This is a genomic window from Methylobacterium sp. PvR107 (assembly GCF_017833295.1).
GTDB lineage: Bacteria > Pseudomonadota > Alphaproteobacteria > Rhizobiales > Beijerinckiaceae > Methylobacterium.
Genome location: NZ_JAFIBW010000001.1, coordinates 3,492,703 through 3,508,916, shown reverse-complemented (window position 1 = coordinate 3,508,916; position 16,214 = coordinate 3,492,703). Strand labels below are relative to the sequence as shown.

Below are 16,214 nucleotides of genomic sequence, written 5' to 3'. Positions count from 1 at the left end.
GTCCAGGTTATCCTGGCGCCGTCATTGGAGTGAATAGGCTGCGCATGACGACTGCCGCGTCCGTGAAGTTTTTCACGTCCGCCATCAGGCGTGCCGTCTCCGGTGCGGCCAGGGCCGCTTCGACGTCACCCGGCTCCCGGAATCGATAGACCCCGACGGAGAGCCAGCCGTCGCCCTCGCCGGCCGGATAGAACGCGTCGAGCCCTTCGAGGCCGTAGGGCCCCCAGCATTCCCTGGCCAAGGCAAGGTGCTCGGTCGCGTAGTAATCGCGGTCGAACCGCGTGGCCCGGTCACCGGCGCAGACGACGATCATCCTGGTCATTCGTGTTGTCTCCCGTCGTGGATCGGGTGCGCCCCGGTGGGCACGGCTACCGGCTCGGTCCCGTAGCCCCGCGGATGGTGAAGTCGGCCATCGCGGACCAGTCCCGCTCCCCGAACCCGGCCTCGACGGTTTCCGCCATGCGTTGATGGACTGCTCCGAGCATCGGCAGGGAATGGCCGACCTGCTCGGCCGCCTCCTTGGCAAGGCGCAAGTCCTTAAGGCCAAGCGTCGCCTTGAAGCCCGGCTCGTAGGTGCCTGCAGCGATGTTGGCCGAGTAGACTTGGTAGGAGCGGCTGCCGAACAGGGTGCCGAGGATCAGCTCGAAGAAGCGATCCCGGGCGAGCCCGTTCGCCTCGGTGATGACCACAGCCTCCGCCATGGCCTCGATGGCCATGGTGATCATCATGTTGCAGGCGATCTTGGCGGCATTGGCGGTCGGCGCCTCGGGTCCCATGTCCCAGATCCGGCCGCCGATCACGTCGAGGATCGGGCGGATCCCATCGACGGCAGCCGGAGCGCCGCCGGCAAGGACGTTGAGCTCCCCCTTGGCCGCGACGTCCGGGCGTCCCAACACCGGCGCGGACACGTAGCCGAGCCCGGCCTCGGCGTGCTCCCGCACCAACTCCTGGGCGAACGCCACGGAGATCGTCGATGATACGACGTGGACGAGGCCGGGCCTAGCCTGGCGCAGGACGCCGGGATCCAGGAGCACCGTCCGGATCGCAGCGTCGTCCGACAGCATCGTCAGCGCCGCGTCGCCATGGAACGCCTCCGAAGGCGATCCCACCATCGTAACGCCGTTGATCTTGCCCCCCGAGCGGTTCCAGACCTTCACCGTGTGACCCGCGGCCACGAGGTTCACCGCCATGGCGCGGCCCATCGCGCCAAGCCCGATCAGTCCTATGTCCATGTCCGTTCTCCCGCCAAGATTGCATCCGGCAGGCGACGGAACCAGCTTGGGGCTTGCCGTCGCCCTGATATCGAAATTGTCGACGTCACCCTGGACGCGCCCATTCCCGGGTTGCCGCGGCCTCGCACGAGCCCGGGCAGGCCATGGCTTTACGGGGATGAGCGTAAGTCCCTGACCTCGCTCACGCTCTCAAGCTGCGCCGCGAGACGCAGGATCGTGGTTTCCGCGAACCAGCGTGAGACGAGTTGCACGCCGACCGGCAGCCCTTCAGCGCTCGTGCCGAACCGTAACGTCATCGCCGGCAGCCCGGTCAAATTGAAGGGCACCGTGGCGCTTAGAATGTGCCGGGCGGGTACGGTCCTACCGCCGATGACGAGTTCGGTCTGCCCGTGCGGCGGCGCGGGGATGGGCGTCACCGGACAAAGAAGGACGTCGTAGCGATCGAAGTAGACAGCAAAGGCATCCTTCAGCCGCTCCACCGCTTGTTGCGCCTGCATGTAATCCGCCACGGCGACGTCCGACCTCGCGAGAACGGCCTCGCTGGTCCTGAACAGCGGCCCGTGCCAGTTCTCCGTGACGTTTCCGAACTCCGGTTTGACCTCGGCGGCGAACAGCACCCCCGAGAGCGCGACGCCGTCGCTCTCCTCCAGCCCCGGGATGCGCACCGGCTCGACGGCGCATCCCAAACCTTGAAAGGAGCGAGCGGCCGCTTCCACCGTGGCGGCGACCTCCGACGCGATCGGCCCGAAGCCGGGTTCCGTCATCCAGCCGATCCGAACCTGCCGCCCGGTGTCCGAGCCGATCCCCAGGTCGAGATCCCGCGGGTACACCGCGTAGCCGTCCATCCCGTCGGGGCCAGCCATGATCCCGTAGCCGAGCGCCACGTCGCGCACGCTCCGGGCCATCGGCCCGACATGCCAGAAGCGCCGAGGCACTTGCGGCCAGTGTCCGGTGACGGGGATGCGCCCGTGGGTCGGCTTGAGGGCGACGATGCCGGTGTGGGCGGAGGGCCCCCGTACCGATATCGCGACATCGCTGCCGATGCCGACGGGCGACATTCCAGCGGCGATGGCCGCCGACTCGCCCCCACTCGATCCACCTGGCGTGCGCGTGAGATCCCAGGGATTGTTGGTACGTCCGCTCAGCGGGTTATCGGTTTCGGTCCAGAAGGCGAACTCCGGCAGGTTGGTCTTCGCCAGCAGGATCGCACCCGCCTGCTTGAAGCGTGCGACGCTGGTTGCGTCCGTCGTGGGGACGCGGCCAGCGAAGACGAGCGAGCCACGCTGGGTCGGCACGTCGGCCGTGTCGAGGCAATCCTTGACGGTGAACGGGACGCCATGGAGCGGCCCGAGCTCGGCGCCGGTCATAACCGCGGCCTCCGCGTCCTTCGCCGCGTCGAGGGCTCGATCGGCGGTCAGGGTGACGATGGCGTTCAGTTTGGGGTCGACCGCCGCGATGCGATCCAAGTGCGCCTGGACGACCTGCACCGGAGAGATCTGCCGCGACCGCACTAGGGATGCCAATCCTGCCGCATCCAAGTCGGTGAGGTCATGAGCATCCATGACGACATCCTCCGCGAGTTGTCCGCCCGAGGCCCGCATCTCTATCTGCCATTTGATAGATAGAATGACGTTTCTTGGCGTACCGTCAATCCCTATCTATCTCTTGGTCAGGAAGGTTCGATGATGACGATGGATAGGCGAGAGGCGATCCTGGCGGCTGCACGCGCGACAGCCCAAGCGCATGGCTACGGTGGCCTCAATTTCCGTGACCTTGCGGCCGAGGTCGGGATCAAGAGCGCCAGCATCCACTACTACTTCCCCAGCAAGGCCGACCTCGGCGCGGCGGTCGCCAGGCGCTACTGGGAGGATTCCGAGGCACGACTTGAGCGACTCTGGGGGGAGAGTCAGGATCCGGCAGCCTGCCTGGGGCAGTATCCATCCTTGTTCCGGAAGGCGTTAGAGAACGAGAACCGGATGTGCCTCTCGGGGTTCATGGCCGCGGAGTATGACGACCTTCCGGAGCAGGTTCAGGCGGAGGTTCGCACCTTCGGAGACATTCAGGTCACTTGGCTGGCGAAGGTCTTGAGTGCAGCTGAACCCGGCGCGGATGCCGTTGCGGTCAAGCAACGGGCGCGGGCCATCTTCGCAGCCGTCGGTGGCGCCCAGGTCATCGCTCGGTCGCGTGCGGATATCGCCATGTATGACGACATCATCGCGGGCTACCGCGTCAGTGGCCTTCTCCCAAGAAACGATTAAACATTTGACTCCTGGGCCCGATTGGTTCCGACGCACCTGGGTCGGCCAAGACATATTATACTTCTCGTTCTCGACGCCGCTGGGGCTACCCTTCGAACGTCCCGCCGGCTCTCAGTCCGTCGGCGCTCGCCACTTGCCGATGTAATATAGAGATCGGCGAGGAGCAGCGTCTTACGGATTAGAAGAAGGCCGTCCGCCTCCCCGGCGAGCCTACTCCGAAGCAGCAATTTCACTTCGGCCAACTTCAGTCGTATGGATTTGGCCCTCTCGATGCCTGCGTTCGGGCATCGCCTCAAGGATCTAGAGCGACTGGCTTGGCTCGGAAGCCGCGCGTCCGCTTTTCCGGCGGATCTCCTCCGAAGCGGACCGGCGGCTTTCGGCCAGATCCTGCTGCCAGCGACGGACCCCTGAGCAACTCAGATGGGTGGTAAGCGGACCCCGGCTGTTCGCCCAGAAGCCGACGCTTCGCATCCGACCCAACCCAGCCGCTCGGACCGCCATCGGCGCATCCCTTAAGCGGCCGTTGGTAAACGGTCCGGCAACTTCAGCGCGGATGGCAAGCGGTCCATGGCACCATACGCCGGAGTGGAAATATCGGCCTCGCGCCCGTTCAAGCCAATCAAAACTAGCTTTTCAATTTTGGCGGCCAGACACGATTCGGGCAAGGAAGCCGCTGCACGGTGATATCGAAGCAGCAAATAGATTTTCAGGGACGATTGCACCCCCTGCTACGCCCAGTCCCAGATTTTCTACTCAATAACCTCGTCTGCCCTTGCAAGCAAAGTTGCGGGCACCTTGATGCCGGACGCTGTCGCTGACGCAAGATTTATCAGAAGCTTTAGGCGCAAAGGCTGGTAAAACGGGATTGATCCGACATCTTCGTCCTTCAAGACTTGAGATACCTGCTGTCCGACGTGCGCATACAGATCAACCAGATTTATATCGTGGCCAATCAGGCCTCCTTTTTCAACGTATTCACGAAATGGATAGAAGGCAATGATGCGAAATTCATTCATAAGTCTAAGTATAAAATCCATGTTGTTGAAATTTTCGACAGCGGTCGTGACCAGAGCCGTTCTCGTTTGCTGCGCTGCTGCGGTAAAAGCTGTCCTGTACTGAAGTTCACGATGTGGACTTTCCACCGGAGGTCCTACGAGCTGCAGGCCGTCCCGCTCCACTGCCGCGCGCACGCTTGCTCCGAGCGGACTCTCCCAGAGCGTGCGTGAGGTTAGCTGAAATACGCCTCGCGTGTCTGGAGCAATCTCTCGCAAATATTCAATGCGTTTTTCAAATATCTCTGGACTTGAATTGACCATGATCCCAGTGACGTTGCCTCCAGGATGTGAAAGCGATCCAGCCAATCCATACGCAACCGGATCGCTGGTCATGGCGACGATCGGAATGGTTGCAGTGCTATCTTTGAGTAGTTTTGTCATCCGGTCGGAGACAGATATGATGACATCGGGCTGCCACCCGACTGCGTCTGTCGCAGTCTTTAAATAATTCGTCGAAACACCGCCGCCGTTAAAACGTTGTACAACTAAGTTTCGACCTTCTACGAAGCCGGATTTTAAAAGTTCTTCAAAAAATGCCTTGAAGTTTGGGCTTTTTTCTTTCGTCATGAGATCGACTGAACGATCGGGATGCACAATCGCCAGCTTGTAAGACCGTGCAGGCTGGGCTCGTGCGGCATACGGCCAGGCGAGAAACGCTGCACCCGTCGCTATGAACCGGCGTCGCGTCATCCCTCCCTCCTTGCATCTGTTTGATGAGTATCGGGGTCGGGGCGACTCGCCGGGGGTCAACGTAGGGCCCTCATCGCTCCACGGATCAGCGGACCGAGAAGGGCGACTGGTAGGGGCGGCCGAACGGCACGCCGTTGTTGACCGTCTGCACCGGCGCCAGAAAGCCCTTGCCGTCGCGTCGGTTGTTGCGGGTGTCCACCATCGAGAGCGGGCGCTCGACCCACTCCATCACCGAGACATCGCCGGGCGCGCCGACTTGCAGGGTTCCGAGCTTCGGCACGCGGTCGATGATTCCGGCCGGCTTGTGGGTCGCCATCGCGATCACCTGCTCCAGGCTGAAGCCCAGCGGCAGGAACTTGCTCATCACCACCGGAAGGAAAGGCATGCCGGGGGTGTTGCCGGAGAAGACGTGCAGGTCCGACGAGATCGTGTCCGGCGGCGCGCCCTGCGCGATCGCCGCCTCGGCGACGGTGAAGTCGAACGAGCCGCCGCCATGGCCAATGTCAAACACAACGCCCCGCCGCTTGGCCTCCAGGGCGGCCGGAAGCAGCTTCCCGTCCTGAACGATGTTCGTGAACTGCCCGGCGCTGTTGGGCGCTCCCGAGTAGCAATGCGTGAGGATGTCGCCCGGCCGCAGCAGATCGAGGATCTCACTCATCAGCGCCGGCGTCTCGACGCCGCCGATATGGACCATCACTTTCGCCGGCCGCCCCGACATCTCGCAGGCCTGGATGGCCCGCTTCAGCGGTTCGGCCCTGTGCTTAAAGATGACATTCTCGGACATCCGGACCTTGGCTCCGACGGCAAAGTCCGGGTTCTCGGCGATCGCCAGAGCGCAGGCTTCCACTTGCGCGTTGTCGAGGTTGTACAGTTCGGCCACCGGGAAGGCGGACAGGCCGTTGTTGGCGATGTGGATGAAGGCGAACATTCGCGTCCGCGTCTGGGCGGCGATGTGGCGCCGGAGCGCCGCGATGTTGTTGGCTCCCGCGTCGCCCGCCGAGACGACCGTGGTCACGCCCGAAAACGGGACGGTCTCGTCCGCCGGGATGCCGATCGCCGAGCCGTAGGGATAGGTGTGGGCGTGGAGATCGACGAGCCCCGGCAGCACGAGCTTGCCGGAGGCGTCGATCGTCTGCTTGGCGCGCTCGGTGGGGATGTCCGGGTCGAGGGCGGCCACCACGCCGAAGCGGATGCCGACGTCGCGCTTGGCCCGCAGCGACTGGCTCGGGTCGATGACCTCACCACCCTTGATCACCAGGTCGAAGCGGTCGGGCACGGCGGCGGCCGGCCCCACGGCCGCCATGGCGCCGGCGAGGCCGAGCCAAGTACGACGCGACAACTCGGACATGGTCCAACCTCCCTCGGGGCGCCGCCGCGCGCCGTTGGTCGGTGCGTCGGCCTGCAGGTCCCATTGCACGGCGCGCGTTCTTTGACGGCGCCGCGTCGGAGCGTAGCTTTCTCAATGGTCAAGCTGCAAGGTTTCGGAGAAATCGTGCCTTGACGATCGCCAGAGATTATATCGATTGCCGGCGAGCCGCCCGGGCCAGCGTCGCCGCTTGCTCCCGGTCACGGTAGACGAGCCCATCTCTTAAGGCGCACATCGCGGCCCAGGTCAGCCCCCGAAACCCAAGGTATGATGCGTGACGGTAGGGTCGTGGCTCGTTCGCGACATCGATTGGTTCCGTCGCTCGAGTGGCGCGAGCTTGCGCGTCGGCGGCTCCGCGCGGGACGCAGGCGGGAGGGTAACAGTCACGCACAGGCCGGGCGTTCGATCGGAGAGCCGGACACCAGCGCCGTGAAGCTTGGCGATCGCCGCAACCAGGCTCAGCCCCAAGCCGTTTCCCGGGGTCGTGCGGCTCCGTTCCAACCGGTAGAACCGACGGAGCACCTTGTCGCGCTCATGCATCGGAATGCCCGGTCCATCATCGGCGACCTCTATGGTCGGGCGTAGCTTGGCCTCGTCTGGGCCATGGAGGCTGACCCGGATCTCGGTACCCAGGGGCGTGTGGGCGAGCGCATTCTCGATGAGATTGGCCAAGAGCTGTGCCAGCAGTTCACGATCGCCGTCGACCATCACGCCCGGTGCGATCGCGCAAGTAATGATACGGCCCCCCTCCTCGACGTCAGGCGCGTACGCCTCGCAGATCGTCGCGACGACCTCGGTCAAATCGATCAGCCGGAACGCCGCGCGCTGGCTGCCGGCCTCGATCTGAGAAATGCGCAGCAGCGCCGAGAAGGTCGCGAGCAGGCCGTCCGCCTCATCGATCGCACGCTCGACCGCGGCCGCGTAGTCTTGATCCGTCGCCGGATGGATCCGCGTGCGTTCCAGGTTCTGGCGCAGCCGCGACAGCGGCGTGCGCAGGTCGTGGGCGATGTCGTTGGAGACCTGCTGCAGGCTGTCCATCAGCTGCATGATGCGGTCGAGCATCGCGTTCAGGCTCGTCGCCAGACGATCGAACTCGTCGCCGGCTCCGGTCGGCGCGATCCGCCGCGTCAGATCGCCGGCGATGATCGCCTCGGCCGTGCGCGTCACAGCCTCGACGCGCCACAAGACACCCTTCGTCAACAGGAAGCCGGCGGCCAAGCCGAGGAGTACGGAAATGCCGAGCACGATCGCGAACGCGTTCGCAACGACGTCTTCCACGTCGTCGACGCTGCCGAGATCATCGGCGACAACGAGGGTCGTCCCGTCGGTCAGAGGTCGAAGGGTCAGCAGGAACTTATCGGATCCTGTAAGGCGGACTTCTGCCAGGGTGCCTCCTTCCGCGGGCGGAACGGAAGCCGCGGTTCGCGCGACAAGGTGCTCACCGGCAACCCGCTGACCATCCTGACCAAGGAGCGCATAGTGCAGACGGCTCGCACCGCTCACGGTCTGTGCGTCGATGAGCTTGCGAAACGCATCGCTGCCGTATTGTCGAAACTCATCGAGGAGTTCGGCCGCCTCACCCTCAACCCGCTGGCCGGCTTGGGCCTTGAGCGCGCGCGTGACCAGCGCCTCGGCGGTGAAGCCGACCGCGGCCACAGAGATCACGAAGACCACGGTATGCAGCAGCGCGAAGCGGACCCCGCTGCCGCGCAGGATGTTAAATCGACGGCGCACGAAGGCAGTATCCCGAGCCGCGCACCGTCTCGATGAGCTCGTAGTCGAAGCCTCTGTCCATCTTCGAGCGCAACCGGCTCACGTGCGTTTCAACGATGTTGGTCTTGGGGTCGAAGTGGAACTCCCAGACATTCTCCAGCAGCATGGTGCGCGTGACGACGCGGTCGGCGTTGCGCATCAGGAACTCCAGCAGCCGGAACTCGCGCGGTTGCAGCTCGATCGCGCACGCGCCGCGTCGCACCTTGCGGCCGATCAGGTCCATCTCGAGATCGCCGACGCGCAACACCGTCTCGACCTGGGCGACCGGGCGGCGGCGGCCGAGAGCGTGAACCCGCGCCAACAACTCTGCGAACGCGAACGGCTTGGTCAGATAATCGTCGCCCCCGGCCTCCAGCCCCTCGACGCGCTGTCCGACCCCCGACATCGTCGTGAGGAACAGGACCGGCGTCTGAACGCCCGCCGCCCGCAAGGTCTTCACCGCGCCGAGACCGTCCAGCCCGGGCAGCATGCGATCGACGATCATGACATCGTAGGCTTCACCGGCTGCGAGGAAGAGGCCGTCGCGCCCGTTGCTGGCCTGATCGACAGCGTGGCCGTGCTCTCGCAGACCCTGGCTGACGTAGTCGGCCGTGTCCGCGTCGTCCTCAATCAGCAAGACCTTCATCGGGCGCAGATGCCTCTTCGATCGTGCGGGCGGGGAGCGGCGGATCATAGCGGCGGCCGCGCCCCGGCGAACCATACGATCTCGTAACGTCGCCTCTTCGCGCCGGATCGCGCCGGTCAGGGTCAACCGCCGGAGCTATACCGATCTGTATAGAGCCGGCCACCGAACCGCGATGTGCGTTGGCCGAGAAGCGAGCCCGCAACCTCCAGGGTTCGGTCTCCGAGCGCCGTCCCTTGGAAAACGCCCCCGCGGCGACGGGATCGCGATGACGGATCCAGACGATGGAAGCTTCGCTCTCAACGTGGCGCTCTCCGAGGCCGCGTGTCTGCGCCTGGATCGCACGATGCGGTACCTCCGCCGGGGGCGGGTCTATGGCGGCTGCACCGCCGGGGATCTGACCGCGCTCTGGATCACAGCCATGCGCAACTGGGCGGCAAAACCCGCAGAACGCCCGCTCGCCGTCGGAGAAGCCGAGGCCGAATTCGCTCTGCGCGATCGAGAGCCGCCCTACGCGCTCGCTCGCGATGAGATCGGACGCTTGGCTGCGCAGGCAATGTCCGATGTCGCGGACATGACAGCGGCCGAGCGATGCGCAGCAGGGGAGCGGATCCTCGACCGCTACCGCGACGAGGTCGCGCGGAAGAACTGACACCGCCTTGAGGCGCTTCGCGCCCTCGAAAATACAGCCCGACAAGCCACAGGATGGAGCGATGATCGACAGCCGAGAGCGTACCTTGAGCAAGGTCCCGGAAGTCACCCTCGGCTTCTGGCTCATCAAGATCCTGGCGACCACACTCGGGGAGACGGGTGGCGACACCGTCACCATGACCCTCAACTGGGGTTATCTCGCCGGGACAGCCCTGTTCGCCCTGCTGTTGATCGGCTTGGTCATCGCTCAAATCCGGGCCAAGCGGTTCCACCCGGTCCTGTACTGGGCGACCATCGTCGCCTCGACCACCTTCGGCACGACCATGGCCGACTTTGCCGACCGCTCGCTCGGCATCGGCTACACGGGCGGCTCGACCCTGCTGCTCGCCTGCCTCGCCGCGGTGCTCGCGCTCTGGTATCGGACGGAGGGCACCGTGTCCGTGAACACGGTCTCGACTCCGCAGGTCGAGGCCTTCTACTGGGCGGCGATCACCTTCTCGCAGACGCTGGGCACCGCGCTCGGTGACTGGCTCGCCGACACCGGCGGGCTCGGCTACGAGGGCGGGGCCGTCGTCTTCGCTGCGGCGCTGGCCGTCGTCGTCCTCCTGTACTACCGGACGCAGGTCTCGCGGGTCGGCCTGTTCTGGGCGGCTTTCATCCTGACGCGGCCCCTGGGTGCCACAGTCGGCGACTTCCTCGACAAGCCGGTCAGTGATGGTGGCTTCGACCTGAGCCGGCCGCTCGCCTCCGCGGTCATGGCGGCCTTCATCGTCGCCCTGATCGTCCTTCTGCCGCAACGCGCAGGCTGTCACCCCGAGGCGGAGCCGACGCGCTCGTGATAGATCCAGGAGCCACAGACCGGTCGCCCCCGGCTGAGCGTGACGACGCGCGGCCCGAACGGCTCTGGCTGGCCGGGCTGTTCCTGAGCGCAGCCCTGCTCCTGCTGTTCGGTTGGATGGCGGAGGAGGTCTCTGAGGGCGATACGCAGTCTTTCGACCGGCAGGTCATGCTGCTCTTCCGCCACGCTGGCGACCCCGGGCAACTCTTGGGGCCGCCATGGCTGCCATCGACGCTGCGTGATCTGACGAGCCTGGGTAGCACCGTCATCCTCGGTCTCACGCTAGTGCTCGCCCTCGGCTACCTCGCCATCGCTCGAAAGCGCATGGCGATGCTGTTCGTCTTTGCATCCGTCGTGTTGGGGCAGGCTCTCGCGACCGGGTTGAAACTGCTGTTCGAGCGACAGCGGCCCGACCTGATCCCGAACGCGCCGGAGGTCTTCACGGCAAGCTTCCCGAGCGGGCACGCCATGCTGTCGGCGGTCACCTATCTGACCCTAGCCGCGCTGCTGACGCGGATCGAGACGCGACGCCTGATCCAGCACTACTTCATGGCCGCCGGGATCCTTCTGACAGTTCTGGTCGGCGTCAGCCGGGTCGCTCTCGGCGTCCACTGGCCGACAGATGTCGCGGCTGGATGGTGTGCGGGAGCCGCCTGGGCCACCGTGTGCGCAGTAGTTGCCGCCAGATTGGCCAAGTTCAAAGAGATCGAACGCCTTCCGTGAATTTGGAGGTCGCCCTAGCCGCGAGATCTCCATAGCAGGCGATGGACGGATCGTTCGACCGAAGTCTGCGACGTGCCGGAGTGACTAGGACAAGCGGAGCCGCAGTCGCCGGCCAGCCCTTGCTGAGCCGCCGCTGATTTGCCTGCACCTTCCGGCGGTAGCCGCGCACGACCTTGCGCGGCTTGCCGCCCATCGCGATCGTCATCGCAGCTTCACCGGCGGCCTTGATCTTCTCGGTCACCATCAACTGTGCTTCCTTTCGCGCCTTCGGGCCGCCGAGCATGAACATCGCCATGCGCTGACCGATGACTATCTGCACCTCGACACCGAGCATCGCCAGTTCGGTGCCCATGGTGAGCCACGACGCGGACGTCGCCTTTGATCCTCGACGTGCGCGCATGGTGCTGTCTCCGGCCCACTGGTCTGGACGGTTAACGCCCGCCAGACGATTTCCTTCCGCGTGACCATAAAAGTCAGATCGTCGCTTGGTTACAGTTGATCAGGGCTTGGCGGAGGAGGATACAGCGAATCCTTTGCATGTTCGCGCCTTGATAAGTGCGTAACAGTTTGGGGGGCTCAATGTGTGTCGGCACCGGTATGCCATCGATCATAAACAGCGAAATCGAGCGTACACGCAGCAGTGAATGGCTATCTGAGTATTCAGGGCTAAGCTAATCCCGTCTTGATGGAGATCAATGTGATGCGTGCCCTCAGTGCCCTGTTCCTCATCACGTCGCTGTGCACTCCAGCCCTCGCCCAGAGCCCAGCTCCATCAGCCGCCCAAGCTGCTCAGCGCGACCGGATGAAGACATGCAACGTCGACGCGGGCACTCAAAAGCTAGCCGGCGATGCACGCAAGTCATTCATTGCCGACTGTCTCGCCGGCAAGAACGCGTCTGCACCGGATAAGCAACTCACTACCCAGCAGGCCAAGATGAAGACATGCAACGCCGACGCCTCGGCCAAAGGCCTTAAAGGCACCGCACGCAGGAGCTTTATGAGCAACTGCCTCAAAGGCTGAAGCTTCAAGGGGAAGAATCGGATGAGCTCAATCAGAAATGAGCATCAGCACGCTGAGGAACGCGCGGCCGACAACGGCGTAGGCTTCACGTGCATGTGAGGCGACAAGCGATCACGCTCGGCTACGATCTAAGCGTCCAACTCTCCTAGGCTGGACAACCTTCAGCCCGCTCGGCAGCCCGCCGCAGCGGGCTTTCTTGTGCGAGCGAGAAGGTGGTGCATCCCGGCAGGATAGCCGCCGGGGCTTGACTGCCGAGGCCGCGGGATTGGGCTTCGGCCCTCAGTAGAGCTTTGGCTCAGCGGTCGGCCGCTCGCCTTTGCTCCGCGTCGGGTCCTGCCAATGCCGAACCGACCGGATGGCTTCACGCCGAAGTAACCGGTTCGTGAAGTTTAGGTGGCGCGGATGAGATGATGCAAGTGAGAGCGGCGGTGGTGGTGCCGTTGATCCCGGTGATGCCCGAACAGGTCGAGATGTCCGCTTACAGGGCACCATCGAAGCGACTTGAGCGGCTGCAATGGGCGCGAAGCCGAATGTCCGATTCTACGCGCGATAGCGATCCGGCAAGACGGAGGCTGGCCGAAAGCGGAATGACCGCTTCAGAGAATGCTGGCTAAGAAAGCGGACGGCCTCCTACGACCCAACCTAGCCGCCCGGACCCCTCCCGTCGCTTCTCCGAAGCGGCCGTTCGTCGGCGGTCTTGCGTCTTCGTACGACGCACCCTTTTGCGGTGTGCGCCTTCTCACCGCGTCTTTTATAGCAGGTGCCTTAGGGAGCCCAGATGAGCATCAGCATCTACGACGTCAGCGTCCCCGTCTTCGTCAGCGCGCTTCGCAACATGAGCACTTGGCTCGACAAGGCGGCATCGGAGAAGCCAGAAGCCGAGCTGCTCGTCCGGCGGCTGGCTCCCGACATGAAGCCTCTGCCTGCTCAGTATCAAATGGCATCCGACAGTGCGAAGAACGCGGTGGCACGGCTTGCCGGGATCGAAGCGCCCTCGATGCCCGACGTCGAGACGACCTTCGCCGAACTCAAGGAGCGCTGCGCCAGGACGATCGCCTTCGTTGAAGGCATCGATCCGGCGGCGTTAGTCTCAGACGCGAACCGGGAGGTGGAGCTGAAGTTCCCGAATGGCATGGGATACCGCTTCAGTGGTCAGGCCTATCTTACCAGCTTCGCGCTTCCGAACTTCTTCTTCCACGTGACAACTGCCTACGGGATCCTCCGCGGCGCTGGCGTGAGCCTCGGCAAGCCGGATTTTCTCCAGCATCTCGGGCCGCCAAACATTCACGCCGCGAAGTAGTCGCTCCGGCTCCCCGCGGTCGGAGGAGCTTTCGACCGTGTCCGACCTAAACAGGTCGTGCTTCAACCCAACGCACGGCGTCGATCAGGGCGCGGAGCGCCGGGGTAGCCTGATGGCTCGGATAGTAGAGGTGGTAACCGGGGAAGGGCGTGCACCAGTCCGCCAGAACCTGCACGAGGTGGCCCGCCTGAATGTCGGCGGCCACATCCTCCTCCAGCATGTAGCCGAGCCCGGCACCGGCCCGCACGGCCGCTGCCCCGAGGGCCGCATCATTGACGGTGAGTTGCCCGCGTGCACGCACGCGCACGTCCTGGCCGTCGCGCGCGAACTCCCACGGCAGCAATCCACCCCCGCCAACCAGCCGGTAGTTGACGCAGTTGTGCGCCTCCAGGTCGGCAGGCGTCCCGGGCCGCGGATGGCGCGCGAAGTAGGCGGGTGTGCCTACCACCACAGTGCGCAGGTCCGGTCCCAGCCGCACCGCTACCATGTCGCGCTCCACCGTCTCGCCGAAGCGGATGCCGGCATCGAAACGGGCAGTGACGATGTCGGTCAGGCGGTCGTCGATGACGACCTCGACTGAGACGGCCGGATGATCGAGGAGGAAGCGCGGCAGGGCTGGGTCGAGCACTCGGCGCGCAGCCGAGGAAAAGGTCGTCAGCCGCAGCGTACCGGACGGGGCGCCACGCCAGTCGGCGAGCGCTGCAAGCCCGTGCTCGACCTCCGCCAGCGCCGGGGCCAGCGAACGCACGAGCCGCTCGCCCGCCGGCGTTGGAGCAACGCTACGCGTGGTGCGCGCGAGCAGCCGGACCCCGAGCCGTTCCTCCAGCCCCCGCACGGCGTGGCTGAGCGCCGAGGGGGACAAGCCGAGCTCGGCCGCCGCCCGCGTGAAGCTGCGGGTGCGCGCGACCGCCGCGAAGGCCGCGAGATCATCGAGCGTGCCCCGTCGCATTCCTGAACTCCGCTCACAAGCCCTTGCCGATGTTTGGGGCTAATCACCTACGAACGGCGGCTCTATCCTGTGGGGTATCAGCAGGGATATGCAACAATGGACCTCACTCATTACCGTACGCTCGGCCGCTCCGGCCTTGCGGTCAGTCCGCTCGCGCTCGGCACCATGACCTTCGGCACCGCGCGCTGGGGGCTGGACGAGGCCGGCAGCCGCGCCGTGTTCGACGCCTACCTGGAGCGGGGCGGCAATTTCATCGACACAGCCGATGTGTACGCGGGCGGTGAGGGTGAGGCGATGCTCGGCCGCTTCATCGGCGAGCGCGGCTTGCGCGACCGGATCGTCCTCGCGACGAAATCTGGCTTTGCCACGGGCAAGGGGCCGCACGCGGGCGGCAACGGCGCCAAGCATGTTCACGCGGCGCTGGAAGGCTCGCTACGTCGACTGCAGACCGATTACGTCGATCTCTACTGGGTGCACGTTTGGGACGGGATCACGCCGGCGGAGGAGCTGCTGGAGACCATGGCCGGTCTCGTGCGCGCCGGGAAGGTGCGGTACTGGGGTCTCTCGAACACGCCCGCGTGGTACGTCGCCAAGCTCGCGACGCTAGCCGTGATGCGTGGCCTGCCGGGGCCGATCGCGTTGCAATACTTCTACGCGCTGGTGAACCGGGAGGTGGAGGACGAGCATGTCCCGCTCGCTGCCGAGTTCGGCATGGGCGTGGTGCCATGGTCGCCGCTTGCCTACGGGCTGTTGAGCGGCAAGTACGATCGCGTGACGGTTGAGGCGGCGGGTCCGCGGGCAGGTGGCCTGCCGAAGGATGCTGCTCAGTCGGGCGAGGCGCGCCCCGCCGACGACAAGCGTCTCGACGGGGCCAACCCGTTCGGAGACAGCCTGTTCACGCCGCGCAACTGGGACATCGTCGAAGGTGTGCGCCGGGTGGCGGCGGCCATCGGGCAATCGCCGGCGCGCGTCGCGCTCGCCTGGGTGGTCGGACGATCGGGCGTCGCCTCGACGCTGATGGGGGTGAGCCGGCCGGAGCAGGTGGCTGACAACATCGCCGCGCTCGATCTCATGCTTTCCCCGGAGCTTCGCGCCACCCTGGATGCGGTCAGCGCACCGGTGGAGCCGCGTCTGATCTACGGCCTGTCCCGACCGTCGTTGCGGCAGGCCGTCGTGTTCGGCGGCGCGCAGGTTCAAGCCCCAAACGAGATGCTCTGAGGAAAATCCTTCCTCGCTCACTCAGTCTGGGTGGAGCAAGTCACCGAAGGACAGTATTCCGCCTCGTGAGCTTTGGCCGCGAGGTCCGCTTTCAGCGACACGACACCGAGAGCGGACCAGCAGCTTACCACCCCGACCCGTCATTCAGAGGCGCCAACCGATACGGCTGGGATTGGCCGTAAGCGGAACGGCTGCTTCGGAGACGGTCTGCTGGAAAAGCGGACGACCTCCTATCGACCCAACCCAGCCGCCGGGAACGCCATTTGCGGTTCTCCAAAGCGGTCGTTCGTCGGCCGCCACGCGAGTTCGCCTCGGGGTGGAAAGCGTCCCCTAGCCTTTCCACTGGAAGCAGACGTTCAGTCTTTAACCTGACCACGACCTTGATGCCGATGTCGTCTGTTTCTAAAGGCTGGCGAAGGCGGCTTTCCGGAAGGCGAGTGCGATGAAAGAATTGCGCTCCTAGAAGTTGCATATCTGGTTGCATCAAATGCAATCAAAATTGCTATCAACATTTACTT

General features: G+C 64.8%; 15 protein-coding genes and 1 pseudogene. 7 read left to right on the top strand and 9 right to left on the bottom strand.

The annotated features are described in order from the left end of the window. Positions 1–7 precede the first annotated feature (7 nt). The 3 genes from JOE48_RS16580 to JOE48_RS16570 form a co-directional block, all read right to left on the bottom strand. On the bottom strand, positions 8–322 hold the full coding sequence (locus JOE48_RS16580; protein WP_210031475.1) for an EthD family reductase: 315 nt from the start codon (positions 320–322) through the stop codon (positions 8–10). Between the two features lie 46 nt (positions 323–368). Continuing rightward, positions 369–1,232, bottom strand: a complete 864-nt coding sequence (locus JOE48_RS16575; protein ID WP_210031473.1) for an NAD(P)-dependent oxidoreductase — start codon at positions 1,230–1,232, stop codon at positions 369–371. Positions 1,233–1,381: 149 nt separating this feature from the next. Then, the gene (locus JOE48_RS16570; protein ID WP_245252853.1) at positions 1,382–2,833 is read right to left on the bottom strand and encodes an amidase; all 1,452 of its coding nucleotides are present in this window, start codon (positions 2,831–2,833) and stop codon (positions 1,382–1,384) included. Between the two features lie 84 nt (positions 2,834–2,917). Between JOE48_RS16570 and JOE48_RS16565 the strand changes: the two genes are divergently transcribed. Beyond that, complete coding sequence (locus JOE48_RS16565; protein WP_210035836.1) at positions 2,918–3,490, top strand: TetR/AcrR family transcriptional regulator; 573 nt, start codon at positions 2,918–2,920, stop codon at positions 3,488–3,490. 749 nt (positions 3,491–4,239) lie between these two features. Here JOE48_RS16565 and JOE48_RS16560 read toward each other — a convergent pair. The 4 genes from JOE48_RS16560 to JOE48_RS16545 form a co-directional block, all read right to left on the bottom strand. Beyond that, complete coding sequence (locus tag JOE48_RS16560) at positions 4,240–5,235, bottom strand: ABC transporter substrate-binding protein (RefSeq protein ID WP_210031472.1); 996 nt, start codon at positions 5,233–5,235, stop codon at positions 4,240–4,242. Between the two features lie 85 nt (positions 5,236–5,320). Continuing rightward, positions 5,321–6,583, bottom strand: a complete 1,263-nt coding sequence (locus tag JOE48_RS16555) for an amidohydrolase/deacetylase family metallohydrolase (protein WP_210031470.1) — start codon at positions 6,581–6,583, stop codon at positions 5,321–5,323. A gap of 264 nt (positions 6,584–6,847) precedes the next feature. After that, complete coding sequence (locus JOE48_RS31070) at positions 6,848–8,335, bottom strand: sensor histidine kinase (protein ID WP_210031468.1); 1,488 nt, start codon at positions 8,333–8,335, stop codon at positions 6,848–6,850. Continuing rightward, positions 8,319–8,999: a response regulator transcription factor gene (locus JOE48_RS16545; RefSeq protein ID WP_210031466.1), complete on the bottom strand. Its 681-nt coding sequence runs from the start codon at positions 8,997–8,999 to the stop codon at positions 8,319–8,321. The genes JOE48_RS31070 and JOE48_RS16545 overlap by 17 nt, the downstream gene beginning before the upstream one ends. 301 nt (positions 9,000–9,300) lie before the next feature. Here JOE48_RS16545 and JOE48_RS16540 point away from each other — a divergent pair, with 301 nt between their 5' ends. The 3 genes from JOE48_RS16540 (at position 9,301) to JOE48_RS16530 (ending at position 11,208) form a co-directional block, all read left to right on the top strand. After that, a complete protein-coding gene (locus JOE48_RS16540; protein ID WP_210031464.1) occupies positions 9,301–9,648 on the top strand; it encodes a hypothetical protein in 348 nt (115 codons plus the stop codon). Between the two features lie 61 nt (positions 9,649–9,709). After that, the gene (locus tag JOE48_RS16535; RefSeq protein ID WP_210031462.1) at positions 9,710–10,486 is read left to right on the top strand and encodes a hypothetical protein; all 777 of its coding nucleotides are present in this window, start codon (positions 9,710–9,712) and stop codon (positions 10,484–10,486) included. Between the two features lie 116 nt (positions 10,487–10,602). After that, positions 10,603–11,208, top strand: a complete 606-nt coding sequence (locus JOE48_RS16530) for a phosphatase PAP2 family protein (protein ID WP_210031460.1) — start codon at positions 10,603–10,605, stop codon at positions 11,206–11,208. Between the two features lie 115 nt (positions 11,209–11,323). Here the strand turns inward: JOE48_RS16530 and JOE48_RS16525 are convergent. Next, positions 11,324–11,560 (bottom strand): annotated as a pseudogene (locus JOE48_RS16525) (hypothetical protein); the annotation flags it as partial. 348 nt (positions 11,561–11,908) lie between these two features. Here JOE48_RS16525 and JOE48_RS16520 point away from each other — a divergent pair. Continuing rightward, positions 11,909–12,229 (top strand): PsiF family protein, encoded by a 321-nt coding sequence (locus JOE48_RS16520; RefSeq protein ID WP_210031458.1) that lies wholly within the window; start codon positions 11,909–11,911, stop codon positions 12,227–12,229. Between the two features lie 778 nt (positions 12,230–13,007). After that, positions 13,008–13,529, top strand: coding sequence for a DUF1993 family protein (locus tag JOE48_RS16515; RefSeq protein WP_210031456.1), 522 nt, complete (start codon positions 13,008–13,010; stop codon positions 13,527–13,529). A 46-nt stretch (positions 13,530–13,575) separates the two neighbouring features. Here the strand turns inward: JOE48_RS16515 and JOE48_RS16510 are convergent, their stop codons facing one another. After that, positions 13,576–14,478 (bottom strand): LysR family transcriptional regulator, encoded by a 903-nt coding sequence (locus JOE48_RS16510; RefSeq protein ID WP_210031453.1) that lies wholly within the window; start codon positions 14,476–14,478, stop codon positions 13,576–13,578. Positions 14,479–14,574: 96 nt separating this feature from the next. Here JOE48_RS16510 and JOE48_RS16505 point away from each other — a divergent pair, with 96 nt between their 5' ends. Then, entirely contained in the window at positions 14,575–15,696 is a 1,122-nt protein-coding gene (locus tag JOE48_RS16505; RefSeq protein ID WP_210035835.1) for an aldo/keto reductase, read from the top strand. The last annotated feature ends 518 nt before the right edge of the window (positions 15,697–16,214 follow it).